The sequence below is a fragment of the Streptomyces sp. VTCC 41912 genome (assembly GCF_045799175.1).
In the GTDB taxonomy this organism is placed as follows: Bacteria; Actinomycetota; Actinomycetes; order Streptomycetales; family Streptomycetaceae; genus Streptomyces; species Streptomyces albulus_C.
The window spans coordinates 316,445-341,087 of the sequence record NZ_JBJMAB010000005.1; the positions used below are offsets into that span (position 1 = coordinate 316,445).

Consider the following 24,643-nt stretch of genomic DNA (forward strand, 5'->3'; position numbering starts at 1 on the left):
CCGGCTCCCACGGAGATCGGCCCCCGAGGAGGCCGACGTCTGGCCGCTCCCTTCGCTGAGTGGCTCATGGGGATCCCCGGCCGAGTAACCACAGTGCCCGACCTCACCCGTTCCCAGCAGATCCACAAGATCGGCAACGGCGTCGTGCCTCAGCAGGCAATCGAGGCGTACGGCCTGATCCTCGCTGAACTCTGCGCCGAGCAGCAGCTCGACGCCGCTGCCTGAACTGGAAGGACCCGAGACGTGGGCGACGTCATCCTGACGATGGCAGACCTCGAAGAGGCTGTTGCGTACTTCTCGGAGTATGACGAGTTCGTCATCGACATCGAGACCGTCGGCGAACACCGTGGCGTCCCGGTCGCCAACGAGATCCTGTGGGTCGCGCTCGCCACCCACGGCCGGGCGGTCGTTATCCCGATGGGTCACCCCAACGGCGACCGCCTGATCTCGAAGGCGACCTGGCGCAAGAACAAGAAGACGGGGGAGCGGGAGACCATCCCCGCGGTGTGGAGTGCTCCGCCCAAGCAACTCCGCCCGAGTCGTGTCCTCAAGGCCCTCGAACCCCTCCTGTTCTCCAGCCGGCGAAAGGTCGCCCACTCCGCCACCTTCGACCTCGGCTCCCTCGCGAAGTACTACGGCGGCCGGGTCCCGCCCAAGCCGTACGGGTGCACGCTCGTGGGCTCCTGGCTCCTCGATGAGAACCGCCTCAACGGTCTGAAGAACCTTGTCGAGACGCGCTACAAGCACAAGTACGACACCGAGAACGTCGGCAAGGAAGTCGAGAAGTACGGCTTCAGCACGGTCGCCCGCTACGCCTACCTCGACGCCAAGTACACCTGGCTGCTGTGGCGCGCGATGTGCGGCGACCTGGTCGAGCAGGACCTCTCCCACATCATGTCGCTCGAACTCGCCGTCACCGAGGTCCTCCTCGACATGCACCCCACGGGCGCCTGTGTCGACGAGGACCGGCTCCTGGAGCTGGAGCACGAACTTGTCATCAAGCTGGAGGAGATTAAGACCCGTCTCTTCCTGGCGGCCGGCAAGGTTTTCAACATCAACTCCCCCCAGCAGCGCCAGGACATCCTCTTCCTGTCCAAATCCAAGGGCGGCCAGGGCCTCAAGCCCATCAAGCTCACCGACGGCGGCAAGGCCAAGAAGCGCAACCGCGAGAAGATCGACTTCCGCGACTGGAGCACCGACGCGGAGACGCTGGAGGCGTACCCCGAGAACGAGGTCTGCCAGATCCTCCTGGAGTACGCCGAGGTGGACAAGCTGTTGTCGACGTATGTCTATGGTTACCTCGGCAAGGCCAGCCAGCCCAAGCGCGTCTTCAACGGGCGCATCCACCCCATCTTCAAGCAGTACGGAGCCAGGACCGGCCGCTTCTCGTGCTCGGCCCCGAACCTTCAGAACGTCCCCAGGCCGGGCACGGAGCTGGGCACCAAGGTCCGCTCCCTGTTCGTCGCCCCCAAGGGCTTCAAGCTCCTGGTCGCAGACTGGGGACAGATCGAGCTGCGAGTCCTCGCGCACTACCTCGGCCGCGGCGCCCTGTACGAGGGCTTCCTGGCCGGCGTGGACGCCCACACCGCCACCGCAGCCCTCGTGTTCGGCGTCTCCTGGGACGAAGTCACCAAGGAGATGCGCCAGGTCGCCAAGGGTCTCAACTTCGCGATCGTCTACGGCGCTGGCCCCGAGACCGTCGCGGCCATGGCCGGCATCCCCGTGCGCGAAGCCGAGCGCATCATGCAGGTCCACGAGGACCAGTTCCCCGAGATCTACGAGTTCAAGCGGTCAGTCGTAGCCACCGTCCGCCGTCGTGACACCCACGACCTCACCACCCTCATGGGGCGCAAGCGCCGACTTCCGGAGATCGCCTCCAACCTGAACTGGCTGCGCTCCAAGGGCGAGCGCCGAGCTGTCAACTCGCTCATCCAGGGCTCCTCGGCCGACCTGATCAAGCTCGCCATGGTCCGGCTCCACAAGGCCATCAAGGAGTCCGGCCACGACGGCATCGAGCTCTCCCTCACCGTGCACGACGAACTCGTCGTCATCTGCCCAGATGACCTGGTCGACGTCGGCTCCAAGATCCTCCAGGAGGCCATGATCGGCGAGGGAATTCAGCACCTTATCAACGTCCCACTCACCGCCGACGTGGTCGTCTGCGACCGCTGGTCCGACGCCAAGGATTGAGCAATGAGAACGATTCCCTTCGAGGTCCTCAAGGCTGAACTGGCACAGGACCTCAATGCCGGCCGAGCAGGCAACGAACTGTTCGTCAAGAGCGGCCAGGTCGGGCGCAGCGAGGAAGTGCTCGAAATGGAGCAACTCGAATCGGCCGCGCGCCTGGAGGCAGTGGAGCCGCTCTTCCCGCTGTTGGCGCTGTACGGCGCACTCGTCACTGACATCCTTTTCGGGGGTATCCTGGACACCTCTGATTTGGATGACGACCCGGCCGAGAATTCGGCGTTCCGCACGGACTATCAGGCCATTCTGACCGCCTCCGTCATCGCGGTGATCTCCAACCTCCAGGACAAGGGCCTCATTCAAAGCGGAGTGGCGCAGTGAGCAACTTCTGGAACAAGCACCTTGGCGCTCCTGTGCCCGCTTACCAACCGCCGGTACCGACGTATCAGCAGTCGGCGCCGCAGCATCAGCCGCAGTACGACCAGCAGGCCCCGCCGCCCCGGCAGGCCACCCACGCCAGAAACTCTGAGATGTGCCCGGAATGCGGCGGCGGTAACTACTTCGCCATCCCCGCAGAACCTCGGGCCGGCAAGCGCTGCTACGAATGCGGATACCCCAAGCTCCACTCAACCTCCGGACTCACCATCAAGTCCGAGGGCAAGGCAAGTCCCGCGCGACAGACGGTGGCGAACAAACAAGGCGGCTTCTCGATGACTGTAGTCGGCCGCCTCGGATAACCGGAGAGCACTTGAGTACCATTCTCAACGCGGACGGAACGCTCCAGGACCCGTACCGGAACTACATCGCTCTGTCCCGATACGCGCGCTATCTGGAACTCGACGAGCGCAGGGAAACGTGGGCGGAGACCGTCGACCGGTACTTCACCTTCATGACCCAGCACCTGGCAGAGAAGTTCGACTACCGCCCGGACAAGGACCTGCTCTACGCGATGCGGCACGCCGTGCTCCACCACGACATCATGCCGAGCATGCGCGCGGTCATGACAGCCGGTGATGCGCTGGAGCTGTCCAACATCGCCGGCTTCAACTGCTCCTACCTACCGTTGCAGGACCTGCGCGCCTTCTCCGAGTTGCTTTTCATCCTGATGAACGGCACCGGGGTCGGCTACAGCGTGGAGGCGCAGTACGTCGACCAGCTCCCGCCCGTGACAGCCGACATCCGCGCGGATCCGGAAGGCCGCGCCCTCGTGGTGGAGGACTCCAAGCTGGGCTGGGCGCAGGCGTTCGACGAGTTGCTGCGCATGGTCTGGCTCGACGGTCACGTCCCGGATGTCGACTACTCGCGCGTGCGGCCGGCTGGCGCTCGCCTTCGGACCTTCGGCGGCCGGGCCAGCGGCCCTGAACCGCTGGAGGACCTGTTCACCTTCGCCATCCAGCTCCTGCACGGTGCCTCAGGTCGGCGGCTCAGGCCGATCGAGGCGCACGACCTCGCGTGCAAGATCGCTTCGGTGATCGTGGTCGGCGGTGTTCGGCGCTCGGCGATGATCTCCCTGTCCGATCTCTCGGATCAGGAGATGGCACAGGCGAAGTCGGGGGAGTGGTGGGTCGATCACTCCTTCCGCGCCTTGGCCAACAACAGCGCCGTCTATCACGACGGCATGGACCGCCACGCGTTCGACGCGGAGTGGGCCAACCTCGTGGCGTCGGGCTCTGGTGAGCGAGGGATCTTCCACCGCGGCGCCGCTCAGCGACAGGCAGTCAAATACGGACGACGTGACGCAGACATTGTGTACGGGACAAACCCGTGTAGCGAGATAATTCTGGGTCCCTTCAGCTTCTGCAACCTGAGCGAGGTCGTGGTCCGCTCCAACGACACCGAGGACACGCTCGCCCGCAAGGTCGAGCTAGCCACGATCCTGGGGACCTGGCAGAGCACTCTGACCGACTACCCCTTCCTGCGCGAGGAGTGGCGCCTTTCCGCCGAGCGCGAGCGCCTCCTGGGCGTCTCCCTCACCGGGTTCTTCGGCTCCGGCCTGCTCGTCACGCAGCCGACTGCCCGGCGCAACGACCTGCTCGACGCCCTGCGGGAACTGGCCACCGAGGTCAATGCTGTCTACGCCGACGAGTTGGGCATCAACCGCTCGCACGCCATCACCTGTGTCAAGCCCTCCGGCACCGTCTCCCAACTCGCCGGGGTGTCCTCGGGTCTGCACACCTGGCACAGCGAGTACTACATTCGGCGCGTCCGGGCCGACAAGCAGGACCCGCTGTCCCAGCTCATGCAGACGTACGGGGTGCCGTGCGAGGACGATGTCATGTCGCCCTCGAACAACGTCTTCACATTCCCCATCAAGGCGCCGGCTGGCGCGATCACCCGCGACCAACTCACCGCGGTCGACCACCTCACGCTCTGGCTCGACGTTCAGCGGCACTGGTGCGATCACAAGCCGTCAGTGACCATCTCGGTGCGCAGCGAGGAGTGGGACCAGGTCGGGGAGTGGGTGTGGGAGCACCTGCCCGAGATCAGTGGCGTGAGCTTCCTGCCGCACTCGGACCACACGTATCAGCAGGCCCCCTACGAGGAGTGCTCCCGCGAGGCGTATGAGGAGTTGCTGGCCCGCATGCCGGCGAAAATCCCGTGGGAGGATCTGCCGTTCTGGGAAGTCGAAGACTCCACAGTGGGAAGCCAGGAGCTGGCATGTACTGCTGGAGCGTGTGAGGTCGTCGACCTGGTCGCTGGCTGAATCCGAACGACGATGGGGCCGCCCACTGGGCGGCCCCATCGTCACGTTGATACGGATTCCTGATCCGGTTGTGCCCTGTTACTTCGAAGGCGCCGCAGTGCACCGCCGAGCATAGGCAGCGTCAAGCCACCGAAGAGGCAGAGCACTGCCAGGCCGGAAAATGCAGGGCTGAGCTTCTCTTCCACGCTCAACGAGTACGGGTGGCCCAATGCGTAGAGCAGTACGTACGAACCCTTGCTCACGGTGTACGCGACCCCTAGCGCGGCGGCAAGGGCGGACAAGGCGAAGCCCCATCCCGTCCAGGGGCGGGTGTGCCAGTTGCGCTTGGCGGTTGTGCCGCACATGAAGGCGAGTTCGGCACAGGTGATCAGGACGTATGTCAGGTAGATGAGCAGGTACGAGGCGATCCGGGGGTTGTCTACGTGATCTGTGGTGAATGTGACGCTGGGACCGTTAGTCGCAAGGAACAGCGGGACCATGATGCAGAGCCAGATGAGCGCTACGAATGACCGCTGGATCGAGGCGGTCCGGAGATAGTCCGGACGGTAGGCCAGGTCAACCATCGCGATCTGGAGGCTCGCGCACCATAGGATCGCGCAGACATGGGCGATGATCTTGGCGAAATTGGGTACGCTCGTGATGCTCACCGCGACGCTTTCCACGGCCGGTACCGCGCAGAACACGCCGAGCGTACAGATTCCGAAGGCCGCAGCGATCGACCAGGTGAAGACTCGCGGTTGCCTCCGTGCTCGGTGAGTGCAGAGCACGGTGACGATCAGGCCCATAACGGTGCAAGCGACCCATATGGCGGTATCCAACTCTTACCCTTCCAGTGCATCGGCTGCATATTGTGCAGCCTCGTCTACGCTACGACGTTTTGCAGGCTTGGGCTTAACTGGCTTCTCCTCCTGCAAGTTGACCCTCTGTAGACCAAGATCGTCACGCCGGCGTTGGAGGTCTGCAATCACGTTTTCCACCTCCGTCTCGGGGAGGCCGTCAAGAAGGCGGACGATGCGGCGTGCGGAGGTGTCCTCGAAGGCGGCCAGGGCGTCGAGGTCGTCGTAGCTCGGGTGAGGGAGTAGATGTGCCGGCGGGGCTTCCAATGCCTTGGACAGCGACAGGATGGTTTCTGTCGTCGGGTTCGGCTTGGAGCCGTTGAGGATGCCCGAGATGGTCGCGTGGGACACGGGCTTGGCCTCGGGGAGTTGCTCGATGGCCGCGGACAGGGGGCGAGGGGTTATCCGGTGACGGTCCATCAACGCCGCGAGCTTGGAGGCTACGGACTTTCCTGGCCTCACGGGACGAGACTCGCTCTCGCTGATGTGATGTCACTAGCTGCCCGATTCATCACCATGGGGGGTCTTTTCTGGGGGGCTGCGCAGCGTTGTTAGTTGATCTACTGCCTACTTTAGTTGACAACGTTACGTGGTGGAACGCATGCTCACTAAGCGGACGTTGACTGCCGGGTGTGCACCGGTTGGTCCCTCTATGCGTGAGAGGCGCGCCTTGCGGCGTCCGGGGGAGTCGGGGAGCGTCGTCGTGAATGTTGAAGACCGGGGGAGTCGAATGCCCGTGTCGGCCGCCGAGGTCGTGGATGAGGCGCTGGTCGGCGATGCGCTTGCTCAGGCCGTCGAGGACGGGTTGGTGAAGTGCGTGGTGCATCTCAGCACCGGCCTCGTCGTGTATATGGCTGCCGGTATGGCGACAGCGGCCTGAACTGCTGAATCCATGGGCCTCTGACCTCGCGGTCGGGGGCCCTTTTTGCGCCTGGATGCTGTGATCTATCTGTGATGTTCATGAGCAACTCGACTCCCTGTCTGTGATCCGCGCTGACGCCTAATCTCCTACTTGAGCAACAAGTTGAATGAACTTGTTGAACAAGAAGGGGGGACTGTGTGGCGCCTTCAGTCGAGGCTCTGGCACTCATGGCCCAGCTCAACAAGCGGTACGGGCCCGAGACCATGCTCATGGCCTCTCAGATGCGGCAGGTGTCGCCGTTCGCCACCGGCTGCCTACCGCTTGACATCATCCTCGGGGGCGGGTTCCCGGCGAACAAGTGGACCGAGATCATCGGCTTCGAATCGTCCGGCAAGACCACCGTCGCCCACAAGACCATCGCGCACCAGCAGGCCAAGAACCCCGAGTTCTCCACGCTGTGGATCGCGGCCGAGGATTACGACAAAGAGTGGGCCGCGCAGCTCGGCGTCGACACCGACCAGGTCGTGGTCGCGGAAATCCGGGCCATGGAAGAGGCGTACGAGGTCATGCTGGAGTTCGCCGCCTCCCGCGCGGTCGACGCCATCGTTCTCGACTCCTACCCGGCGCTCATCCCCGCGGAAGAGGACGCCAAGGCCATGGACGAGTTGACCGTGTCGGTCGGCGCCAAGGTCACCAACAAGTTCTACAGGAAAGCCGGCAAGGCCACGAAGCGCTCCCATCTGACTGAAGAGCGCGCCGTCATGGGCATCGTCATCAACCAATGGCGAGAGAAGGTCGGGGCCTTCAGCCCCCAGGGCACCCCCAAGACGACGCCGGGAGGCATGGGCAAGAACTTCGCCTACTGGACCCGCCTGGAGGTCTCCCGAGCCGAGTTCCTCGACGAGGCGATCCCCGGCAAGGGCAAGAGCCGCGTGGGCCAGGCCATGAAGTTCAAGACAATCAAGCACAAGTCCGCCGGCCCCCAGAAGACCGCCGAGTCGCACTTCTGCTGGGCCGACTCACCCAGCCGGGGCATCACCGCAGGCAACTGGGACGCCGTCCGAGACCTCATGACCTGGGGCGTCTACCACGACGTCATCCGGCGCCGCGGCAGGTACTTCGACGTCGCCGACCGCACCTGGGACACCAAGGACGCCATCATCGACGCCCTGCGCGGCGAACTCGACCTCCAGGACGCCGTCGCCGCAGCGGTCCTCCATGCCGCCTTCAGCCCAGACGAGTTGGACGCCGCCGCGTGACCGCCGGCCTCGCCGCCCTCGCTGTCACCGAGGCCCTCTACGTCGTGTTCATCTCCTGGCGCGCCAGCCGATACCTGCGGCGTAAGTCCGAAGAGATCGACCAACTCCTGGACTTGATCCGAAAGAGGCTCACGGGTGACGAACCGCGGTCTTAAGAGATCCCAACGGCAGGAGAAGGGGCTCGCCGAGAGATACGACGGCAAACGCAGTCCCGGCTCGGGAAACGGATGGATACACAAGAACGACGTCCGCAACGACGAGTTCTCCTTCGAAGCCAAGACCACCGAGAAGCGCCAGTACCCGCTCAAGCTCGACGAACTCAAACTCGCCGAACAGCACGCACTGCTCTCAGGGAGAGAAATGGTCTTCGTCATCGAGATGGGAGGGAGGAACTGGATGGTGCTCTCCCAGGAAACTTTCGACACCATCCTGGAGACCTAGTGGCACTGTTCTCCCGATGCTCGGCCCCCGACTGGACTGGCGGCGACGACGCCGAATACGAGGCGAAGTGCCGTAAGCACCAGACCCCTTCGCGTGACGAAGACCCTTGGTTCGACGACCTCCGGGAAGCCGCCGCGATCTGTAACGGGGACGTCGACGACCAACGCTGCCCCATGCGCCAGCGCTGCCTGGATTGGGCCATGGCGAACTGCGAACGCTACGGAGTCTGGGGCGGAATGCTTCCAAACGACCGAGCCAAGCTACGCAAGAAGTACTACAACCAGAAGAAACCGGAGACGTGGCCATGGCAGCCCCCAAGCGAAAGGCTCCCCGAGCCGTAAAGCGTCGGGCCGCGATACCCACTGACCTCACCTCATTCCTCGCCGAGAGGCGGGGAGCCGGAGAAGAGAACTTCCTCGCGGTCGTCCGCACTCACATCGTTGAGAAGAACAAGGAAGACACCACACGCCGGCAGGACATCATCCACCCCTCGGAGATGGCCAAAGATGACTGGTGCCCCAGGGCCACGTTCCTGCGCATCACCACCGGCATCCACCACAAGCAATCCTTCGGATTCCAGTCCCTGAATATCTTCGACACAGGCCACGAAAGCCACCGCAAGTGGCAGCGGAGGGCCTGGGACATCGGCTGGCTGGAGGGCATGTTCAGTTGCCTCAACTGCTACGACCGATGGTGGGCGAAGAGCCCAAACCAGTGCCCGTACTGCAAGAGCCACGCGCTTGATTACGCCGAGGTACCCCTGTCCGCAGAGGGCACCCACCTGATAGTCGGCCACAGCGACGGCATGCTCACCCCCGCCCACAGCCTGCTGGAGATCAAAACCGTGGGGGAGGGGACGGTCCGCTTCGAGGAGCCCGAGCGCCTGGCCAAGTACAAGGTCAAGCTCGACGACGGCCGCGACATCGTCGACCTGCCGGCCATGTGGGCATCGATCAAGGTCCCCTTCCCAAGCCACATCCGCCAAGGCCAGATCTACCTCTGGCTGGCCAGGAACCGCGGCCTCAACGTCGACCGGATGACCTTCGTCTACGAGTCGAAATTCAACCAAGACGTCAAGCAATTCGTCGTCCGCTTCAACCCCGCCATCGTCGACCCACTCCTCGAAACGGCGCTCGACATCAAGGCACGGATCGACGCCGACAAGCCCGCCCCCGACTGCGTCAACGGCGATGTCTGCAAGCAGTGCAAGCCCTACCAGGAGACCAGCGATGGCGAGAAGGCCCCTCGACGAGGACGACGACAGGCTCTCGACGAGGACGACACAGAAGCTCGGACGCAGGGGCCTGAAACTACGAAGCCGGCCCGAGGACGACATGCCAGATCTGCCGGCGAACCTGACGGAACTGACCGACGACAGGCTGATGGAGCTGTTCGTCGAGCTGACCCGGTGGGCCGAGTACGCAGGAACACAGCTAGCAGCAGCTGCGGTCGACGAGAAGGACGCTGAAGCCCACCTCGACCGGTGCAGAGCGATGGCTGCGGTCAAGGCCAAGAACGAGAAGTCGGTCACCGCGCAGAAGGCCGCAGCAGCCTCCGACGAGGACGTCCTCGCAGCCGACGACGACTACCGCCACACCTACGCGGTCCGAAAGCTCACCGAGGCCATCTACAGCGGAGCAGACCGAAAAGCCGCAGTCGCCTCCCGAGAGCTGACCCGGCGCATCGGCCGCAGCGATCGAGAAAGCAGGGCGCAGCGATGGGCCGCCTGAACGTCCGCCAGGTCATCTCCTCCGCCCTACACATCATCGCCGTCGGCTGCTCGGCTGGCGCTGGAGCACTCCTCGCGCTCCGCGCCGTCGGCATCATCACCTGGCCTCCCCTTGCGTTCGCGCTCATCGCCTCTTCCGCATTCGTTTTCAGCATCGGCTCAGAAATTGTCGAGAACCCCAAGAAGGGCCCGAAGCATGCAGCGCGTTGACACCGGACAGCTTTGGCTCGACAAGGCCAGCAAGGGCGAGCGCGTCGTCTACATCCAGTCCGTCACCCAGAACTTCGGCGGCTACGCGAACTGCATTTCCTACAACTTCGCCAAGAAGAGCAGGCGTTACACCCAGATCAAACTCGCCGGCTTCCACAACCAGTTTCGCTGCCTCGCCACCTGACCTCTTCGGAGACAAATAAAGAATGGCTCTCACGCCCGCCAAGATGGAAGACAACGGCGAGGCGCTGGCCTCCCTTACCCTCGACGAGGCCGTCGAGCGCTCCCACGCCATCATCGACCGAGCGATATCTCAGACCGAGGACGACGGCAAGGAAGTTACCGCCGTCTGCGCCCTGTTCTCTGGTGGCAACGACTCCACCACGATGCTCCACCTGGTCCGCGACCGCGTCACCCACGCCGTACACGTCAATACCACCATCGGCATCGAGCAGACCCGCGAGTTCGTCCGCACCACCACCGCAGACATGAACATCCCGCTCATCGAAGCATTCCCGCCAAACACTTACGACGAGTTGGTCCGCGGCGAAGTCATCGCATCCAAGGGCAAGCACCAAGGCGAGCCCGTCTGGAAAGGCTTCCCCGGCCCCGCCGGCCACCAGATGATGTATACCCGCCTCAAGGAACGGGCGCTGCGCACGGTACGCAACCAGTTCGTCTCCAACCCCTTCCAGCAGCGCATCATCTTCCTCGCCGGCATGCGCGTCTTCGAGTCCCCCCGACGCTGGCGCAACGCCAACGAGATCGACCGCGAAGGCAGCATCGTCTGGGCCTCGCCCATCGTGCACTGGACCAACAGCCACATGCGCGACTACCGCACCCTGCACCAGGTCCCCCACAACGAGGTCTCCGACCTGCTCCACATGAGTGGCGAGTGCCTGTGCGGCGCCTTCGCCAAGCCGGGCGAACTCGACGAGATCGCCGACTGGTTCCCCGAAACCGCCAAGCGCATCCGCGACCTTGAAGCAGAGGCCCAGGCCCGAGGCATCACCGCCTGCAAGTGGGGGCAGCGCCCGCCCAAGCAGCGGGCCTCCCCCGCCGGCCGCCTGTGCACCACCTGCGAGTGGGCAGAGGAAGGCGCCGACCCAGGCCCTTCGATCGCGGAGTGGGCAGCCGACCCCTCCCTCACCCGCAGGGCCGCCTGAAACCCACGCCGCCTTCAACACCTTCGGACGTAACGCCCCTTGAGACCGGAAGGCACTGCCATGCCCCTCACCCGCACCGAGCACGCCACGCGGTGCAACTGCGGCCGGCCGATCGAGGCCGACGAATACATCACCCAGGTCGACAGCCACACCATCTGCGAGGTCTGCGCAGCCCCGGACTGGGACGACGACTACGCCAACGCATTCGACACCTACTGAACCCCACTTGGAGCACTGCATGGACAGCGTCACCGACTTCCGCCCGTGGCCGAAGATCCCGCGCTTCAACCGAGAGTTCGTCCTGACGGAGAAGATCGACGGCACCAACTCGCAGGTCGCCATCAAGCGCCTCACCGAAGACCAGGACCCCGCCCGCTACCTCAACGGCCACGGATACAACGTCGTCTCCAGACAGGACGGCCTGTACGTCCTGCGCGCCGGCAGCCGCAAGCGCTGGATCGCCCCGAACCGGCAGAAGACGAACGGCACCCAAGACACCGACAACTTCGCCTTCGCAGCCTGGGTCGCTGACAACGCCAGCGCCCTTACAAGCCTCGGCGAGGGCACGCACTTCGGCGAGTGGTACGGCCGCGGCATCCAGCACGGCTATGGGATGGACCGGCGCAAGTGGGCCCTGTTCAACACCACCCGCTGGGGCACCCGCGGCCAGGGCCTGCCCGACGGATCGCCAGACGAACTGACCGTCGTCCCCGAACTCGCCCGCGTGCGCGGACACCTCCTCAACGAGACCATCCGCGATTCCATGCGGCTGCTGCGCACCCTCGGCTCCGTCGCCGAACCGGGAGCAAAGGCCGAGGGCATCGTCATCTACAGCGTCGAGGCCAACCAGAGCTACAAGGCACTGCTGGAGAATGACGACCTCCCCAAGGGGCTGCTTCCCGCATGACCGGGTACTACATCTCCGTCTACGCTCCGCTCGCCTACCTGGCCACCGTAGCCATCGCAGCCCTCATCCTGCGCCGGCCGATCGCCCAGGCGATGGATCTCGACGACTCCAGCGACACCGACGAGTTCGTCATTGCCGGCATGTTCGTCATCCTCGCAAGCGCTGCATGGCCCCTGGCCCTGCTCGCCTGGCTCCTGCGCCCCCGCCGGCACGGAAGCGAGTCCCTGTGAACTCCTGGTTCCACGCCCAGTCGGCGGCCCGGAAGTGGGGCGGATCCGCCACCGACTACCTGCCCATCAGTGAGTTCATCGACTCCAGCAAGCAGACCATCGGCGACGTCCGCCACCGCGCCCTCTACCACCACACGCTCGGGGTCTACCTCTGCGAGCGGATCTTCGGCAAGACCCTGAAGATCGGCCGCAAGGAGATCCCCGTCCGCCTCATAGCCGAGCGCCACATCATCGAGGACCTCGGCTGGCTCCCCAGCCCCAAGGACTACATCGACGGCATGGCCATCGCGCCGTGGATGTCCGGGGCCAAGCGCAAGGAACTCCCGATCTCCCACCTCCTCGGAGCTGCACAGTGACCGACAACCTCACCAAGGCCGACGCGACCCACAACTTCCTGGGCATCCCGATCGTCGGCGACATTGCCTCCGGCTCGACCCGCGTCCCGCAGATCACCAAGGAGGAGTTCGCAGCACTCCTCAAGCCCGTCCTGGACCACCCGGACGTCCACCTGCTCGGCTGGCGCCAGTACACCCCCTACTTCAACGACGGCGACGTGTGTGAGTTCTCCGCCCACGAGGTCTGGCTGGTGACCAACAACGACTTGGAGCAGTACAAGGACCTCGCCGAGAACGACCCGTACATGCTCGAAGCGAAGCTGGCTGTCGGTAGGGAGCGGCACCCCACCCTGGGCGGCCGACCGTACCACTGGGACGACGACAACCGCATGGTGTACGAGGACTACCAGGGGGACCACCAAGATCTGTACGACGCAGCCAACGCGCTGAGCGAGGCGATTGAGTCTGGCAAGAGCGACCACGTGCTCATCGACCTGTTCGGCGACCACTGCCAGGTCTTGGTCTACAAGGACAAGATCGAGGTCGAGGACTACTCGCATGACTGACGGCCCCAAGCGAGCCCTCGGCTACCTCGGCGCCACGCTCTACATGACCACCATCCCGGCCGCCAACTGGGCACTGCACCGCTACGGGATCGTCTCCGTCGGTTTCGGCTTCAAGGCGCCCGCCGCCGTCTTCCTCGCCGGCCCCGCCCTCATCCTGCGGGACTTGGTGCAGTGGACACTCGGCCGCCGCGCCGCTCTCATCGCCCTTACCTTCGGTGTGATCCTCTCCTTCGCCGCCGCCGACCCTGGCTTCGCCCTGGCAAGCGCCGTGGCGTTCGGCGTCTCCGAGGCCGCCGACATGGCCGTCTTCAGCCAGCTGTCCCCGCGCTGGGTGCGGGCCGTCTTCGCCGGAGGAGTCATCGGCATCCTGCTCGACTCCCTGCTGTTCCTTTCGATCGCCTTCGGGTCACTCGACTTCCTGGGCGGACAGCTCGTCGGCAAGATCTACGGGGTCCTCCTCGGCTCCCTGACCGTGGCGCTGCGGCGCCGCGCCTCTCGGTGACGTTCTTCCTCGGAACGCACATCCCCTCCTGGCTCGGTATCGCCGACGTCCCGCTGTTCGTCTCGCACCGTCGTCTGATCGGCCGCAAGACCTTCCCCAGAGCCGTCAGCGCCTGGGCTCTGGACAGCGGCGGCTTCACCGAGATCTCCATGCACGGACAGTGGACCATCAGCGTTGCCACCTACATCGCTGCGGTCCGCCGTTACAGCGAGGAGATAGGCAACCTCCAGTGGGCCAGCCCCCAGGACTGGATGTGCGAGCCGCAGATCACTCAGAAGACCGGGCTGACTGTCACCGAGCACCAGCATCGCACCGTCAGCAACTACCTTGATCTCAGAGCAGCAGCTCCTGATCTGCCGTTCATCCCCGTCCTTCAGGGATGGGACCGCGCCGATTACCAGCGATGCGCCGACCTGTACGAGAAAGCCGGCGTCGACCTGGCCGCCGAACGCGTCGTCGGGATCGGCTCCGTCTGCCGGCGCCAGCACATGGACTCAGCCGTCGACATCATCACGGACGCCACTGACCGCGGCATGCGAATTCATGGCTTCGGCTTCAAGATCACAGGGCTCAGGAGAGTGGGTCACCTACTCACCTCCTCAGACTCCATGTCGTGGAGCCTCCACGCTCGCTACCGTCCCCCACTTCTCGGCTGCACCCATAAGACCTGCTCGAACTGCCGCCGCTACGCCCTGCGCTGGCGTCAAAGACCGCTGGCAGCCATCGACGAAGCCCGCGCCAACAACCCCCGCCACTGGGAGCAAGCAGCCTGATCCGTCGAAAGACCGCCGTGATCACCCTCGGCGCCACCCCGGTCGAAGCCTGTCTGTCCGCCTGCGGTCAGCAAGTACAGCGAGGCGTTCCGCGACGCCCCTCTCAGAAAGATCATCCATGACTCAGCGAATTGAGCCCGGCCAGATCTGGGCCGACAACGACCCCCGCCGCGCCGGCCGCAAGGTACGCATCGACGACCTCAAGGCCAACTTTGTTTTCTGCACCGTCATGCAGAACACCTACGAGGTCCAAGAGCAGATCGACACCTTCGGGTTCGGCGCCGCCCAGGATCGTCGCGGCACCACCACCCGCATTGGCCTGTCCCGCTTTTACGACCAGAAGTACCGGATCTGTCACCCGGACGAACTCCAGGCCATGAGCGTCGCCCACTACGGCAACGTCTCTCGGCTGCCGAGCGCCTGCACCGACCTCTCGAAGCACAAGTGGGTCCCGGTCACAGTCACTTACGGTCATTTCGCCCGGCCGACGTTCTTCCGCCAGGCCGAGTCCAGCACCTACGTGGTCGTCGCGGTTTGCCCCAAGTGCTGGGCTCACACCGAGTTCCCAACGACGCGCATCCCCTCCCCGACCATGCCCGGAGACCTCGCCGCATGAGCCTGGCACTCGGCGGGGCAGAGGTCGTGACTCCAGACGGGGAGCCGCTGGAGATCTGCCCCGTCACGCTCCAACAGGCCAAGGATTTCGTGCGCGAGCACCACCGCCACCATCGTCCACCAGTCGGCCACAAGGTCAGCCTCGGCGTCCGCACCAGCGACGGAACCCTTCGAGGGGTCGCGATCCTGAGTCGTCCCGTGGCCCGCGCCTGGGATAACGGCCGGACGTTGGAGGTCACCCGCATCGCCACGGACGGCACGAAAAACGCGTGTTCGGCTCTCTACGGCGCGTCATGGCGTGCGGCCAAGGCGCTGGGATACCAGCGCCTGGTCACCTACACGCAGGACGGCGAGTCTGGTGCCAGTCTCCGAGGCGCCGGGTGGAAGATCCTCGGTCAACGCAAAGCCCGCCGCGGTTGGGACACCCCGAGCCGGCAACGCGACGGGCACGGCAACGACCTGGTTGAGCGGACTGTGTGGGAGGCCGCATGACAATTTCCCTCGGCATCGACCAGTCCTACTCGGGTCTGGCAATGGTGGCCTATGACAGCGACACCCAGCGTCATCGCGACTACCTCCATGTTTTCTCCGCCAACAAGTACGTCACCCAGTCCGACCGCCTCGATGCCGTTCAGACCCAAGTCAGCCTCAACATCGGTGACATCAAGTCCACGTTCGGTCGGATCGCTGTGGTCGCCATGGAGGGCTACGCGCCCGGCGCGAAGTTCGGTCGGGAACTGGCCGGCGAACTCGGGGCAGCCGTGAAGCTCGCTCTCCTGGACGATCTGCACAGGCCGGCGTGCTACCCGCTGATCGTCGCTCCGACCAAGCTCAAGAAGTACGTCACGAGTAAGGGCACCGCAGCCAAGGCCGAGATGCTGCTGGCGGTCTACAAGAAGTGGGGCGTCACGTACACCGACGACAACCTGGCCGACGCCTACGGCCTCGCCCGCGCCGCCCACACCTGGTCCACTCGCACCGGCACCAAGGCCGAGACCGACACCCTGAAGGACCTCACCCGATTCAAAGGCGAAACCCACCTCGTTTGAGCAACAGCCCTGCCATCCGGCTAGGCGCAGCGCATTAACACAATGTCAGAAAATACCCTTAGCTTACGAAAGGGAAACAATTCAAGGAGAACCGCATATGGACACCAAGAAGGACCCCGGCGCCGACGACGCCGTGTTTTTCGTCAAGAGTTCGACCAGCGCCACCGACCTCGGGGCTGCGGTCGCTCACGCCATCTACGCCCACAAGCACGTCACGCTGCGCGCCATCGGTGCTGGTGCCATCAACCAGGCCGTCAAAAGCGTGCCGATCGCTCAGGGCTACGCTGGCTCCCGAGGACACCGCCTCGCCATGCGGCCGGCCTTTTTCACCGCGACCGTCCCCGAGGGCGAAGTGTCCGGCCTCTCATTCGTCGTTTTCGACGAGGTCGCATAACACTCGGCGCGGAATCGCCCATAAACTGGTGAGGCAGTCCCACCACTCGTAACTCACTCGCAATCTGCCCGGACTGCGTCACACGGCATCTCGCGAGGAGCACAGTGTCTGAGAACGTCCTCTCCAGCGGAGAGTTCCCCACCATGGGGACATCCGCCGCGACCAGTTTCGTCGTCCGCACCCCCCAGGCCGGTACGCTCGTCAAGAAGACTGGCAACGCCAAGGGCGGCGTGGGTGAACCGACCACTGCCAACCACCGCAGCAACATCCTCAACCGCGACGCGCTCGGAGCCCGAGGCGTGAAGGTGTACCGGGACTACACCAACGCCGCCTCCTCCACCGCCACAGGACGCAACGTCAAGACGCTGCCGTCCAAGTTCATCACAGACGGGCGGTGACATGGTGTTCGCTCTCGCTGCACCACTGCTCGAAGGCGTCGTAGGAGGTGCCGCAGTTGAAAGTGCCGCCGCCGGTGGAGTCGCTGCTGCGGAAGGTGCTACTGCCGCTGCCGGAGGAGCAACCAGCGGAACCGCCGCCAACGCCCTCAACAGCGGACTCATGACCCACTTCGCCGGCGGACACCAGGAGTCCCGAGGCGGGTCCGCCACCGCTCCGGCTGGCCCAGGAAGCGTCGCCCATCAGACCAACCCGGTCTTCAACACCTGATCCCGCGGGGAACGCAAGATGAGCAACGTACAGTACGTCGCGCCCATGGGCGTCCCCCAGCCAGGCACGCCCACATACGGCGGAGGCGGACGCACCGACCTGGTCGGCGCCCGCAGCATCCTCGACGCCCGACGCATGACGGCCACCCCTCGCACACCGACCGCTGAGTACCCCGACGGGTACCTCGGCACACTCAACACCCGGCGCAGCGACCGCCTCGGTGACCAGTCCCTCAACAGCCGACCGATGCGCTCGGCGCAGAAGAACTACACGGTCGGTGTCCACAAGGGTGAGCGCATGGACCCCAGCGACTACCTGTGGCCAAAGGGCTTCAACCCGATGACCGCGCTGGAGCACCAGGCGCGGGGCAAGAAGTGGACAGCTCAAGGCACCCAGCCGGCTGACACCCGCCTCGTCGGAACCGGAGCCATGCAACAAACCGACGCCGACCGCCTGGCGGCACTGCGCAACCTCCGATCCCCCTGGACGTGACGTGTTCCACCAGGACAGCGTCCACAACCACACCAGCCCATGGGCCAGCCTCCCCGAGCGTCAGGTCAGCGACGTCCTCGCCTACCTCGCCAGCCAAGCACCCGCCTGCTGGACCCCGCCTAGGCCATCCTCGAAGACCCGCACACACCAGCCGACCATCTACGACGTGCTCGGCATGAGCAAGGGAGACCAGCGTGGCTGACGAGCCCATGTCGCTGTTCGACCGGCGCCGCGCCGGCCGGGGCGACAACGTGAAGTTCACCGTGAGCAACAACGGCAACATGGCCGGCGCCTCGGCCGCGGTCCGGCTCGCGGCGCTGTTCAACGACCGCAGCAGCAAGCTCGGCGGTAAGTCCATCACGCTCGGCGGAAAGGCGCTGATCTGATGGGCTTGCCCACCCAGCGAAGCCTCAACCGCGATCTTCACTCGGGCCTCGATGACGGCCGCTCCCGCCACCCGAACCCCAACTGGGGTGGCGCTGCCCTCAACGACCGCGACGTGAACCTCACCTGGACCGCCCTCCAGGGCTGCTCGCCTGTCCAGGGACTGCGGAACACCGCCCCTGGCTACTGACCCCCACCATTCATCCGCGGAACACCACTTGGAGCGCTGACACGGCACCACCACTCGGAGCACTCTCCCGCGACAGGAGATCACTCCGATGGCAAGCCCTACCGCCGCGGCGATGGTCGCCGAGGCCAACAGCGAAGTTGGATTCAAGGAAGGCCCCAACAACCAAACTAAGTACGGCGCCTGGTACGGACTCAACTATGAGCCGTGGTGCGCGATGTACCTGAGCTGGTGCGCCAACCAGATCGGCGCCGACACTGTCGTTGGTAAGTTCGCCTACTGCCCCTCCTGGGTCAACTGGTTCAAGGCACGCGGCCAGTGGCACGGTCCGACCGAGGCCGTCCAGCTCGGCGACATTGTCTTCTTCAGCTGGGACGGCGGGCCTGTCGCTGACCACGTCGGCGTCGCCCGAGCAGCGGCGACCGCCGGTTCGTCGATCCCAACGACCGAGGGCAACACCAGCTCCGGCGCCAGCGGTTCCCAGGGCAATGGCGACGGCGTCTACCAGCGACTGCGGCCCCGCTCCGTCGTCCTCGGTTTCGGCCGCCCCGCCTACGCCTCCGCGCCGGCACCGAAGCCCACCCCGAGCCCGAAGCCGACCAAGTACGCGCCGCCCCCGTTCCCGACGGGCCTGGCGCCCAACCGTTCCAACCCGTCAGCGCAGCCGCTCCAGAAGGCGCTGAAGGCCACCGGCTGGATGAACCAGGGCGTCACGCTGTCCGACAACTACGGTCCGCTGACCCAGAAGGGCGTCGCCGGCTTCAACGCCAAGCACAGCCTGAATGACACCGGGCGGTCCTACGACCCGGCAATAGGCCCCAGGGGATGGGCACTTCTACTTACCCTGGCCTACAGTTGATAGCGAATTTCAAAGCGAAGCCCCGAGATGGTTCTCGGGGCTTCGTGTTACTATTCACGAAGCGTCTGAATGGCCTGCGAGGAACGTCGGACGGGAATGCCCCCAAAGTGAGGAATCCCGTGTGACTCGCAGGCCATTGTCGTGCATATCGGCAGCGCTGGTATTGACCCTCATACCGATCGCATCCAGTACGCGACACCAGGCCACCCAACCAGAGCCGGCTCCACCCCCCACAGCCTCAAGCTCGCCGTCCCACAGCCTGCCGGCCAAGACGGCACCAAAGCCCAAGAGAGTCCAGAAGCCCAAGGTCAGCGTGGAGCCTCGACCCAAGGCCACCCGCACCGCCACAGCGCGGGAACCCGGCTCCGCGACCACCACCCGCCGGCCCTCATACGCCTCGCCCAAGGCGTACGCGCGAACCGTCCTCAGCGCCGCGCAATTCCTGTGCGCCGACGCCGTCTTCACTCGTGAAAGCGCCTGGAACCCGTTCGCCACCAACCCAACTTCTGGGGCCTACGGAATTGCCCAAGCGCTCCCAGCAGAGAAATATGCCTCGGCAGGACCCGACTGGCGCGTCAACGGCATAACTCAAGTCCGCTGGGGCCTCTCCTACGTGAAATCCCGGTACGGCACCCCCTGCGGTGCATGGGCCTTCTGGCAATCCCACCATTGGTACTAAGCAAGGAATTCCACCCCATGGCCGAGAACATCCGGCTCCTGCTGTGCAAGACCTGCGGGTCAATGGAGGAGCTGCCCGACTACGAGGGTGACCCGCGCCAGGACTTCCTCCTGGACACCCTCGTCAAACGGCACCGCAACCCCGACGGCAGCCCGCACATCGCGCACCCGATGCTGCGCGTCGAGAAGCGCCACTGGGACTCCCCGTCCACACGCGAGGAGATCATCAAGCGCATCCGCGACTCGACCGGTCACACCGGCCTGGACCCGGCGTTCTACGACGCCAAGAACACCTTCCAGGAAGACGCGATGACGTGCTGGCAGCAGCACAGCCGGTCCATCACCTGCTCCGACTGGTGCACCGACAAGAAGCGCCTGACACCGGACACCGCCGCAGAGCGCAAGGCGGCCAGCCTGCCCAAGTACCGGTCCTCGAAGGACATCTACCTCTGCCACTTCTGCCCCGTCGCCAACGCCGTGCGCCGGGCTGCCTACGACAAGGCCGGCTGATGCACCAGTACCTCGCCAAGATCGCCGCGCCGCCTGGCCCCTCACACGCCTCCACGCACCCACGACACCACCAGGAGCACCACCGTGACTATTGATCTGTCGACCCTCGCCAACGCCGCGGTTGAGAACGTCGAGGAACTGACCGACGCCCAGCGCGAGCAACTCAAGAAGATGGGGGAGGAGGCGAGCATCACTGAAGAGCAGCAGGGCACGCTCGCCGAGACCGCATTCCTCGTCATCGTCACCCCGGACGGGCAGGTCCTCGCCGAGCCCGACATCAACGCCCCGATTCGTACCCGCCGGCCAGCCAACCTCGACGACTTCCAGCGCGCCGGCCACGTCCTGGTCGACGACGCCATCGCGATCAAAACCGCCTCGATCACCGGCCAGCAGATGATGCAGATGACCGCCGCCATGGTCGACCAGCAGCGAACCCAGGCCCTCGTCCAGAGCCTCAAGCTGTGATCTTGATGTACTGTCGTAGGTGAGTTGAGCTTTCTGCCTCGGCGGAGATGCTCTCTCCTCTCAAGGGAAGGCCCCCCGGAGACCACCAATCTCCATAAAAAAGGGGGGCCTTCGCCTTTTTCTGGGCCAGGTTTGCAGCCCCTTTAAATTCGCCATTTCGCCGGTAGAGTCTGGGCTATGGAGACGAACTCTTTCTACCGTCGTCTCGGGGATAACGCTCAGCCCATCAGGGAGGCCGCCATCGGCGCTTCCGGCTATTTTTCCAGCCCGGCTGACCACCTTGACCCGAACCTATTCATCGGCGACCATATCATTTTCGATGTCCGCAAGTGGCTCCTCAACACCCTCTACGAGTTCTGGGGAACCCGGTACAACGGCGCAGGTCAGTGGAGCGAGGTGTGGCTCGCTGGCTCCGGTATCAGCTACCAATGGGCAGCCGACCGCGGAAACGGGGACCTCGACGTTCTCATCGGCGTCGACTTCTCTGCATTCGGCTGGTACAACCCCGACTACGCGGGAATGACGAGCCAGGAAATCGCCGACCTCTTCGATGAAGAACTCAAGGCAGAACTCTGGCCCGACATCGCCACCACGCAAATCGGGGACCGGGTGTATGAGGTCACCTACTACGTCAACCCGAACAGCCGCGAAATCAAGAACATCAACCCGTACGCAGCCTATTCCCTGACCAGGGACGAGTGGACCGTCCGGCCCCCCGAGCTGCCGGCCAACCCCCGCGACCTGTACTCGGACGACTTCAAGGACGCAGCCGACCGCGACACCACCGAAGCCCACCGCCTGGTCACGGCCTACAACGCCACCGCCGAGGAAATGCAGCACTCCCCGCAGGGCGGCGGCCACTGGGTCACCCTCGGCTCCCAGCTCAAGACCATCGTCGCCCAGGCCGCCCAACTCTTCGACGACATCCACCTCGGCCGGCGCGCTGCCTTCGCCCCCGGCGGCTCCGGCTACGGCGACTTCGCGAACTACCGATGGCAGGCCGCCAAGGAGTCTGGGGCCGTCGAGATGCTCCGCAGCATCAAGGACGTCCAGGTCGCCACCCACCACCAGGTCGAGAGAGACGCCTGGGGCCAGCCCATCAGCGACGCCCAACTCGCCCTCCGAAACGCCGCCCTGTGGCGGTCCAGGTGAACGTCGTCATCGCCATCGACGGGGTCCTCAAGCGACCCGACAGCGACGCCATCATCCCCGCCGGCCTCCTCCTCTACCAGGGCCTCGCCGAGACCCACGTCGTGCACCTGGTCGACGAGCCCGACTCCTTCAACTCCTCCAAGGCGCTCGCCGAGCACTGGCTCACGCGCAACGGATTCACCAAGCACATCCGCCTGATCAAGCCACAGATGAGCGACCGCTACGGCCTCCTCGGCGGACTCCAGGCTCTCCGCCCCGACCTCCACGTCGACCTGGTCGTCGTCGCCGCCCCCCACCAGGCCAGCGACCTCCTCGCCGCCGGCTACACCACCGTGCTGTTCAGCCACCCCCGCTACAGCCGCCCCCAGTGGAAACCCGACTACCGCGGCGAACCCCGCGAGTGGGACGACCTCGTCGCCGAGATCGAGGCCCAGGACCAGCACTACGCCCAGGACTCCCGGCGCACTGCCGGCCCCCTGTAGGAGACACCCCTCGTGAAGCTCTACCTGGCCGGGTGCGAGATCCCGGCCTACCGTGGCCTGCTCGCCTTGGAGGGCTACCCCACCGTGGCCCTCTCCTACTGGGGCCTGCGCAGGCGCACCAAGTTCACCAAGCCCTACGACCTGGCCGAGAAGTTCGTGGACGCCCCGGAGATCCTCATCGACTCCGGCTGCCACTCCATCAACGCCAAGCCCAACAGCGACCTCACCGACGCCGAGTTGCTCGACATCGCCGGGCACTACTACGACGTCTTCATTGCCGACAACCTCAGCCGGCTGAGCTACTTCGTCGAGTTCGACGCCCACCAACTCGGCCACGAATGGACCCGCGAGCAGCGCCAGCGGCTCGAACCACTACGGGACAAGGCCATCGTGGTGTGGAACCCAGAGACCGGTCGTGAGGGACTGGAACTGCTCTGCGACGAGTGGGCCAACGTCGGCATCACCCAGGCCGGCACCGACCGCCTCGACGGCGCACACCTGCTGCCCCAGCTCGCCAAGACCACCGACACCAAGCTGTTCGGCCTCGGCATGACCAAGACGGCGGCCCTGGAGCACGGCCACTGGTACGGCGCCGCCTCCACCTCATGGATCTCCCCGAGCCAGTTCGGCGACACCATCGTCTGGGCCGGCAAAGAACTGCACCGCTATCCCCGCCGCTACAAGGACATGGCCCGCGCCCGACACAAGCACGCCATCGCCGACGCCGGCTTCGACGCCGAGGCAGTCATCGCAGACGACCCCACCGAGGTCCTGCGCCTGTCTGTATGGTCCTGGCGGCAGTTCACCGACCACATCAACGGCAGCACAGGAGTAACTGCCCCCGGAAACACCCATACAGACGAGAACGTGGATCCGGCCCCCGAAGCAGTTGATCGACTGCCCCAGCAGGCGCGGCACGCAGGAGTAACTCCGGCCGTCGCGACGCCCCGCGAGAAGATCCCGTTCCCCGGCCTCGCAGTGGTCCAGGAGACCGCCCAGGACGGCACCGGGGGCAGGCCCGTCCTCAAGACCGTCGACCCCGGCGTCCGGATCTGCGATCGCTGCTACCTCTCCAGCAGTTGCCCCGCAGCGCAGCCCGGATCGGCCTGCGCGTTCAGCCTCCCCGTCGAGATCCGCACCAAGGACCAGCGCGCCGACGTTGCCGCCGCACTTCTGGAAATGCAGGCCGGGCGCGTCTTTGGCCTTCGATTCGCCGAAGAGCTGGAGGGTGGAATTACTAATCCAGTGCTCTCGGGTGAACTCGAACGCCTCAACAAGATGCTCAGGACGGTCGAGGACATGGAGGAGAACTCCGTCTCCGTGCGGATCACCGCCACCCAGAAGGGTGCCGAGACCGGCCTCATCAGCAGGCTGTTCGGTCGCGACGAGGGCGAACGGGCCCGCTCGCTACCCGAGCCCGTGACCGTCGAGCGGGCCGCCATTGAGACGGGATTCGTCGACGCCGAAGTGATCGAGGACAGAGCCCCATGAACCACACGAGTAACTGGACCGACGTGGACGACACCAGCGACCACGGTCGTGCGACCGAGCGCCCCTGTCCGCACTGCAAGGGTCGCTGGCCCGAGATGGACGCCTGCGTCGTCTGCGAAGGTGATGGCACCGTGGAGATCGGTTGACCGCGCCGCGCTTGTGCCATAAGTTGAGCAACAAGTTTTCGGGCATGAGTAACAAGTCGAGATTACCCACCTCGACTCATGGTCGGCACGCCCAGCCGGCAGCTCCACACCCTGTCGCACGATCAAGGAGCGCGCCATCAACGAGAAGCTCGCGGACGTCATTCCGCTTCAGCCGCGGCCGGCGCCAGCACGGGTCACCTTCCGCTACACCAACAAAAAGATGCCCGACGCCCGCTTCAACCGCCTTCTCGCGATCCTGTTCACCGAACACGATGAGAACGAGCAGGGCCAAGCGGCTGCCTGACGAGCTGTCAAAAACCCCCGAAACGGGGATGGTTGGCCTCATATACTCGACTGAACACAAGAGTG

At 65.0% G+C, this 24,643-nt stretch carries 39 protein-coding genes and 1 pseudogene; 37 read left to right on the forward strand and 3 right to left on the reverse strand.

Translation table 11 applies throughout. The features are described from left to right. Positions 1 to 93 precede the first annotated feature (93 nt). From ACJ6WD_RS11060 to ACJ6WD_RS11080, 5 genes are read left to right on the forward strand one after another with little or no spacing between them, the layout of a single operon-like run. Complete coding sequence (locus ACJ6WD_RS11060; protein WP_407615697.1) at positions 94 to 225, forward strand: hypothetical protein; 132 nt, start codon at positions 94 to 96, stop codon at positions 223 to 225. Between the two features lie 18 nt (positions 226 to 243). Beyond that, on the forward strand, positions 244 to 2,190 hold the full coding sequence (locus ACJ6WD_RS11065; protein ID WP_407615698.1) for a DNA polymerase: 1,947 nt from the start codon (positions 244 to 246) through the stop codon (positions 2,188 to 2,190). Positions 2,191 to 2,193: 3 nt separating this feature from the next. Beyond that, positions 2,194 to 2,565 carry a hypothetical protein gene (locus tag ACJ6WD_RS11070; RefSeq protein ID WP_407615699.1) on the forward strand — a complete coding sequence of 124 codons (372 nt, stop codon included), beginning with the start codon at positions 2,194 to 2,196 and terminating at the stop codon, positions 2,563 to 2,565. Beyond that, a complete protein-coding gene (locus tag ACJ6WD_RS11075; RefSeq protein WP_407615700.1) occupies positions 2,562 to 2,921 on the forward strand; it encodes a hypothetical protein in 360 nt (119 codons plus the stop codon). Before ACJ6WD_RS11070 ends, ACJ6WD_RS11075 begins: the two co-directional genes overlap by 4 nt. 11 nt (positions 2,922 to 2,932) lie before the next feature. Further along, the gene (locus tag ACJ6WD_RS11080) at positions 2,933 to 4,888 is read left to right on the forward strand and encodes a hypothetical protein (protein ID WP_407615701.1); all 1,956 of its coding nucleotides are present in this window, start codon (positions 2,933 to 2,935) and stop codon (positions 4,886 to 4,888) included. Between the two features lie 41 nt (positions 4,889 to 4,929). Here ACJ6WD_RS11080 and ACJ6WD_RS11085 read toward each other — a convergent pair whose 3' ends face one another. Together ACJ6WD_RS11085 and ACJ6WD_RS11090 are read right to left on the reverse strand one after the other, a co-directional pair. After that, a complete protein-coding gene (locus ACJ6WD_RS11085) occupies positions 4,930 to 5,673 on the reverse strand; it encodes a hypothetical protein (RefSeq protein WP_366408102.1) in 744 nt (247 codons plus the stop codon). 36 nt (positions 5,674 to 5,709) lie between these two features. Then, positions 5,710 to 6,075: a hypothetical protein gene (locus ACJ6WD_RS11090; protein ID WP_407615702.1), complete on the reverse strand. Its 366-nt coding sequence runs from the start codon at positions 6,073 to 6,075 to the stop codon at positions 5,710 to 5,712. 352 nt (positions 6,076 to 6,427) lie between these two features. On the opposite strand from ACJ6WD_RS11090, the gene ACJ6WD_RS11095 reads away from it, so the two are divergent. From ACJ6WD_RS11095 to ACJ6WD_RS11195, 21 genes are all read left to right on the forward strand, one after another. Then, positions 6,428 to 6,604 (forward strand): hypothetical protein, encoded by a 177-nt coding sequence (locus ACJ6WD_RS11095; protein WP_366408103.1) that lies wholly within the window; start codon positions 6,428 to 6,430, stop codon positions 6,602 to 6,604. Positions 6,605 to 6,783: 179 nt separating this feature from the next. Further along, positions 6,784 to 7,845, forward strand: a complete 1,062-nt coding sequence (locus tag ACJ6WD_RS11100) for a hypothetical protein (protein WP_366408104.1) — start codon at positions 6,784 to 6,786, stop codon at positions 7,843 to 7,845. A gap of 135 nt (positions 7,846 to 7,980) precedes the next feature. Further along, positions 7,981 to 8,286, forward strand: coding sequence for a hypothetical protein (locus tag ACJ6WD_RS11105; protein ID WP_366408105.1), 306 nt, complete (start codon positions 7,981 to 7,983; stop codon positions 8,284 to 8,286). Beyond that, positions 8,286 to 8,627: a WhiB family transcriptional regulator gene (locus ACJ6WD_RS11110; protein WP_366408106.1), complete on the forward strand. Its 342-nt coding sequence runs from the start codon at positions 8,286 to 8,288 to the stop codon at positions 8,625 to 8,627. Before ACJ6WD_RS11105 ends, ACJ6WD_RS11110 begins: the two co-directional genes overlap by 1 nt. Further along, entirely contained in the window at positions 8,591 to 9,754 is a 1,164-nt protein-coding gene (locus tag ACJ6WD_RS11115; protein WP_407615703.1) for a hypothetical protein, read from the forward strand. Before ACJ6WD_RS11110 ends, ACJ6WD_RS11115 begins: the two co-directional genes overlap by 37 nt. Before the next feature lie 25 nt (positions 9,755 to 9,779). Then, a complete protein-coding gene (locus tag ACJ6WD_RS11120) occupies positions 9,780 to 10,016 on the forward strand; it encodes a hypothetical protein (RefSeq protein ID WP_366408108.1) in 237 nt (78 codons plus the stop codon). Beyond that, positions 10,004 to 10,225, forward strand: a complete 222-nt coding sequence (locus tag ACJ6WD_RS11125) for a hypothetical protein (protein ID WP_407615704.1) — start codon at positions 10,004 to 10,006, stop codon at positions 10,223 to 10,225. The genes ACJ6WD_RS11120 and ACJ6WD_RS11125 overlap by 13 nt, the downstream gene beginning before the upstream one ends. Then, entirely contained in the window at positions 10,212 to 10,409 is a 198-nt protein-coding gene (locus ACJ6WD_RS11130) for a hypothetical protein (RefSeq protein ID WP_366408110.1), read from the forward strand. The genes ACJ6WD_RS11125 and ACJ6WD_RS11130 overlap by 14 nt, the downstream gene beginning before the upstream one ends. 22 nt (positions 10,410 to 10,431) lie before the next feature. Then, positions 10,432 to 11,391, forward strand: coding sequence for a phosphoadenosine phosphosulfate reductase family protein (locus tag ACJ6WD_RS11135; RefSeq protein WP_407615705.1), 960 nt, complete (start codon positions 10,432 to 10,434; stop codon positions 11,389 to 11,391). A 60-nt stretch (positions 11,392 to 11,451) separates the two neighbouring features. Further along, a complete protein-coding gene (locus ACJ6WD_RS11140) occupies positions 11,452 to 11,610 on the forward strand; it encodes a hypothetical protein (RefSeq protein WP_366408112.1) in 159 nt (52 codons plus the stop codon). 19 nt (positions 11,611 to 11,629) lie between these two features. Further along, on the forward strand, positions 11,630 to 12,298 hold the full coding sequence (locus ACJ6WD_RS11145) for an RNA ligase family protein (RefSeq protein ID WP_366408113.1): 669 nt from the start codon (positions 11,630 to 11,632) through the stop codon (positions 12,296 to 12,298). Further along, on the forward strand, positions 12,295 to 12,528 hold the full coding sequence (locus ACJ6WD_RS11150) for a hypothetical protein (RefSeq protein ID WP_366408114.1): 234 nt from the start codon (positions 12,295 to 12,297) through the stop codon (positions 12,526 to 12,528). The genes ACJ6WD_RS11145 and ACJ6WD_RS11150 overlap by 4 nt, the downstream gene beginning before the upstream one ends. Then, positions 12,525 to 12,884 (forward strand): DUF6915 family protein, encoded by a 360-nt coding sequence (locus ACJ6WD_RS11155; RefSeq protein WP_366408115.1) that lies wholly within the window; start codon positions 12,525 to 12,527, stop codon positions 12,882 to 12,884. The genes ACJ6WD_RS11150 and ACJ6WD_RS11155 overlap by 4 nt, the downstream gene beginning before the upstream one ends. Next, positions 12,881 to 13,429, forward strand: a complete 549-nt coding sequence (locus ACJ6WD_RS11160; protein ID WP_366408116.1) for a hypothetical protein — start codon at positions 12,881 to 12,883, stop codon at positions 13,427 to 13,429. Before ACJ6WD_RS11155 ends, ACJ6WD_RS11160 begins: the two co-directional genes overlap by 4 nt. Continuing rightward, complete coding sequence (locus ACJ6WD_RS11165; RefSeq protein WP_407615706.1) at positions 13,422 to 13,931, forward strand: VUT family protein; 510 nt, start codon at positions 13,422 to 13,424, stop codon at positions 13,929 to 13,931. Before ACJ6WD_RS11160 ends, ACJ6WD_RS11165 begins: the two co-directional genes overlap by 8 nt. After that, complete coding sequence (locus tag ACJ6WD_RS11170; RefSeq protein ID WP_407615707.1) at positions 13,928 to 14,704, forward strand: hypothetical protein; 777 nt, start codon at positions 13,928 to 13,930, stop codon at positions 14,702 to 14,704. Before ACJ6WD_RS11165 ends, ACJ6WD_RS11170 begins: the two co-directional genes overlap by 4 nt. A 118-nt stretch (positions 14,705 to 14,822) precedes the next feature. Further along, a complete protein-coding gene (locus tag ACJ6WD_RS11175; protein WP_407615708.1) occupies positions 14,823 to 15,320 on the forward strand; it encodes a hypothetical protein in 498 nt (165 codons plus the stop codon). Next, positions 15,317 to 15,811: an XF1762 family protein gene (locus ACJ6WD_RS11180; RefSeq protein ID WP_407615709.1), complete on the forward strand. Its 495-nt coding sequence runs from the start codon at positions 15,317 to 15,319 to the stop codon at positions 15,809 to 15,811. Before ACJ6WD_RS11175 ends, ACJ6WD_RS11180 begins: the two co-directional genes overlap by 4 nt. Then, entirely contained in the window at positions 15,808 to 16,368 is a 561-nt protein-coding gene (locus ACJ6WD_RS11185; RefSeq protein WP_407615710.1) for a hypothetical protein, read from the forward strand. Before ACJ6WD_RS11180 ends, ACJ6WD_RS11185 begins: the two co-directional genes overlap by 4 nt. Positions 16,369 to 16,465: 97 nt before the next feature. Further along, positions 16,466 to 16,762 carry a stage V sporulation protein S gene (locus tag ACJ6WD_RS11190; protein ID WP_366408121.1) on the forward strand — a complete coding sequence of 99 codons (297 nt, stop codon included), beginning with the start codon at positions 16,466 to 16,468 and terminating at the stop codon, positions 16,760 to 16,762. A gap of 104 nt (positions 16,763 to 16,866) precedes the next feature. Beyond that, entirely contained in the window at positions 16,867 to 17,160 is a 294-nt protein-coding gene (locus tag ACJ6WD_RS11195) for a hypothetical protein (RefSeq protein ID WP_407615711.1), read from the forward strand. Here ACJ6WD_RS11195 and ACJ6WD_RS11200 read toward each other — a convergent pair. Then, positions 17,144 to 17,401 carry a hypothetical protein gene (locus ACJ6WD_RS11200; RefSeq protein WP_407615712.1) on the reverse strand — a complete coding sequence of 86 codons (258 nt, stop codon included), beginning with the start codon at positions 17,399 to 17,401 and terminating at the stop codon, positions 17,144 to 17,146. The genes ACJ6WD_RS11195 and ACJ6WD_RS11200 overlap by 17 nt on opposite strands. A 45-nt stretch (positions 17,402 to 17,446) precedes the next feature. Between ACJ6WD_RS11200 and ACJ6WD_RS11205 the strand changes: the two genes are divergently transcribed. From ACJ6WD_RS11205 to ACJ6WD_RS11255, 11 genes and pseudogenes are all read left to right on the forward strand, one after another. Continuing rightward, positions 17,447 to 17,920: a hypothetical protein gene (locus ACJ6WD_RS11205; protein ID WP_407615713.1), complete on the forward strand. Its 474-nt coding sequence runs from the start codon at positions 17,447 to 17,449 to the stop codon at positions 17,918 to 17,920. A 194-nt stretch (positions 17,921 to 18,114) separates the two neighbouring features. Next, on the forward strand, positions 18,115 to 18,306 hold the full coding sequence (locus tag ACJ6WD_RS11210; protein WP_366408127.1) for a hypothetical protein: 192 nt from the start codon (positions 18,115 to 18,117) through the stop codon (positions 18,304 to 18,306). Continuing rightward, positions 18,306 to 18,494, forward strand: coding sequence for a hypothetical protein (locus tag ACJ6WD_RS11215; protein ID WP_366408129.1), 189 nt, complete (start codon positions 18,306 to 18,308; stop codon positions 18,492 to 18,494). The genes ACJ6WD_RS11210 and ACJ6WD_RS11215 overlap by 1 nt, the downstream gene beginning before the upstream one ends. A gap of 88 nt (positions 18,495 to 18,582) precedes the next feature. Then, entirely contained in the window at positions 18,583 to 19,350 is a 768-nt protein-coding gene (locus ACJ6WD_RS11220) for a CHAP domain-containing protein (RefSeq protein ID WP_407615714.1), read from the forward strand. Positions 19,351 to 19,819: 469 nt separating this feature from the next. Continuing rightward, positions 19,820 to 20,029, forward strand: a pseudogene (locus ACJ6WD_RS11225) (lytic transglycosylase domain-containing protein); the annotation flags it as partial. A 17-nt stretch (positions 20,030 to 20,046) separates the two neighbouring features. Continuing rightward, the gene (locus ACJ6WD_RS11230; protein WP_407615715.1) at positions 20,047 to 20,538 is read left to right on the forward strand and encodes a hypothetical protein; all 492 of its coding nucleotides are present in this window, start codon (positions 20,047 to 20,049) and stop codon (positions 20,536 to 20,538) included. 84 nt (positions 20,539 to 20,622) lie between these two features. Beyond that, entirely contained in the window at positions 20,623 to 21,003 is a 381-nt protein-coding gene (locus ACJ6WD_RS11235; protein WP_407615716.1) for a hypothetical protein, read from the forward strand. Positions 21,004 to 21,180: 177 nt separating this feature from the next. Further along, a complete protein-coding gene (locus ACJ6WD_RS11240) occupies positions 21,181 to 22,155 on the forward strand; it encodes a hypothetical protein (RefSeq protein ID WP_407615717.1) in 975 nt (324 codons plus the stop codon). Next, a complete protein-coding gene (locus ACJ6WD_RS11245; RefSeq protein WP_407615718.1) occupies positions 22,140 to 22,637 on the forward strand; it encodes a hypothetical protein in 498 nt (165 codons plus the stop codon). The genes ACJ6WD_RS11240 and ACJ6WD_RS11245 overlap by 16 nt, the downstream gene beginning before the upstream one ends. Positions 22,638 to 22,649: 12 nt before the next feature. Beyond that, a complete protein-coding gene (locus ACJ6WD_RS11250; protein ID WP_407615719.1) occupies positions 22,650 to 24,128 on the forward strand; it encodes a hypothetical protein in 1,479 nt (492 codons plus the stop codon). Next, positions 24,125 to 24,274 (forward strand): hypothetical protein, encoded by a 150-nt coding sequence (locus tag ACJ6WD_RS11255; RefSeq protein WP_407615720.1) that lies wholly within the window; start codon positions 24,125 to 24,127, stop codon positions 24,272 to 24,274. Before ACJ6WD_RS11250 ends, ACJ6WD_RS11255 begins: the two co-directional genes overlap by 4 nt. The last annotated feature ends 369 nt before the right edge of the window (positions 24,275 to 24,643 follow it).

Coding starts and splice junctions, on each gene's coding strand:
- ACJ6WD_RS11070 (WP_407615699.1), top strand. CDS start 2,194: ATGAGAACGATTCCCTTCGAGGTCCTCAAGGCTGAACTGGCACAGGAC.
- ACJ6WD_RS11085 (WP_366408102.1), bottom strand. CDS start 5,673: ATGGGCCTGATCGTCACCGTGCTCTGCACTCACCGAGCACGGAGGCAA.
- ACJ6WD_RS11115 (WP_407615703.1), top strand. CDS start 8,591: ATGGCAGCCCCCAAGCGAAAGGCTCCCCGAGCCGTAAAGCGTCGGGCC.
- ACJ6WD_RS11120 (WP_366408108.1), top strand. CDS start 9,780: ATGGCTGCGGTCAAGGCCAAGAACGAGAAGTCGGTCACCGCGCAGAAG.
- ACJ6WD_RS11125 (WP_407615704.1), top strand. CDS start 10,004: ATGGGCCGCCTGAACGTCCGCCAGGTCATCTCCTCCGCCCTACACATC.
- ACJ6WD_RS11130 (WP_366408110.1), top strand. CDS start 10,212: ATGCAGCGCGTTGACACCGGACAGCTTTGGCTCGACAAGGCCAGCAAG.
- ACJ6WD_RS11135 (WP_407615705.1), top strand. CDS start 10,432: ATGGCTCTCACGCCCGCCAAGATGGAAGACAACGGCGAGGCGCTGGCC.
- ACJ6WD_RS11140 (WP_366408112.1), top strand. CDS start 11,452: ATGCCCCTCACCCGCACCGAGCACGCCACGCGGTGCAACTGCGGCCGG.
- ACJ6WD_RS11145 (WP_366408113.1), top strand. CDS start 11,630: ATGGACAGCGTCACCGACTTCCGCCCGTGGCCGAAGATCCCGCGCTTC.
- ACJ6WD_RS11150 (WP_366408114.1), top strand. CDS start 12,295: ATGACCGGGTACTACATCTCCGTCTACGCTCCGCTCGCCTACCTGGCC.
- ACJ6WD_RS11165 (WP_407615706.1), top strand. CDS start 13,422: ATGACTGACGGCCCCAAGCGAGCCCTCGGCTACCTCGGCGCCACGCTC.
- ACJ6WD_RS11175 (WP_407615708.1), top strand. CDS start 14,823: ATGACTCAGCGAATTGAGCCCGGCCAGATCTGGGCCGACAACGACCCC.
- ACJ6WD_RS11180 (WP_407615709.1), top strand. CDS start 15,317: ATGAGCCTGGCACTCGGCGGGGCAGAGGTCGTGACTCCAGACGGGGAG.
- ACJ6WD_RS11185 (WP_407615710.1), top strand. CDS start 15,808: ATGACAATTTCCCTCGGCATCGACCAGTCCTACTCGGGTCTGGCAATG.
- ACJ6WD_RS11190 (WP_366408121.1), top strand. CDS start 16,466: ATGGACACCAAGAAGGACCCCGGCGCCGACGACGCCGTGTTTTTCGTC.
- ACJ6WD_RS11200 (WP_407615712.1), bottom strand. CDS start 17,401: ATGGGCGACGCTTCCTGGGCCAGCCGGAGCGGTGGCGGACCCGCCTCG.
- ACJ6WD_RS11205 (WP_407615713.1), top strand. CDS start 17,447: ATGAGCAACGTACAGTACGTCGCGCCCATGGGCGTCCCCCAGCCAGGC.
- ACJ6WD_RS11215 (WP_366408129.1), top strand. CDS start 18,306: ATGGGCTTGCCCACCCAGCGAAGCCTCAACCGCGATCTTCACTCGGGC.
- ACJ6WD_RS11220 (WP_407615714.1), top strand. CDS start 18,583: ATGGCAAGCCCTACCGCCGCGGCGATGGTCGCCGAGGCCAACAGCGAA.
- ACJ6WD_RS11230 (WP_407615715.1), top strand. CDS start 20,047: ATGGCCGAGAACATCCGGCTCCTGCTGTGCAAGACCTGCGGGTCAATG.
- ACJ6WD_RS11240 (WP_407615717.1), top strand. CDS start 21,181: ATGGAGACGAACTCTTTCTACCGTCGTCTCGGGGATAACGCTCAGCCC.
- ACJ6WD_RS11255 (WP_407615720.1), top strand. CDS start 24,125: ATGAACCACACGAGTAACTGGACCGACGTGGACGACACCAGCGACCAC.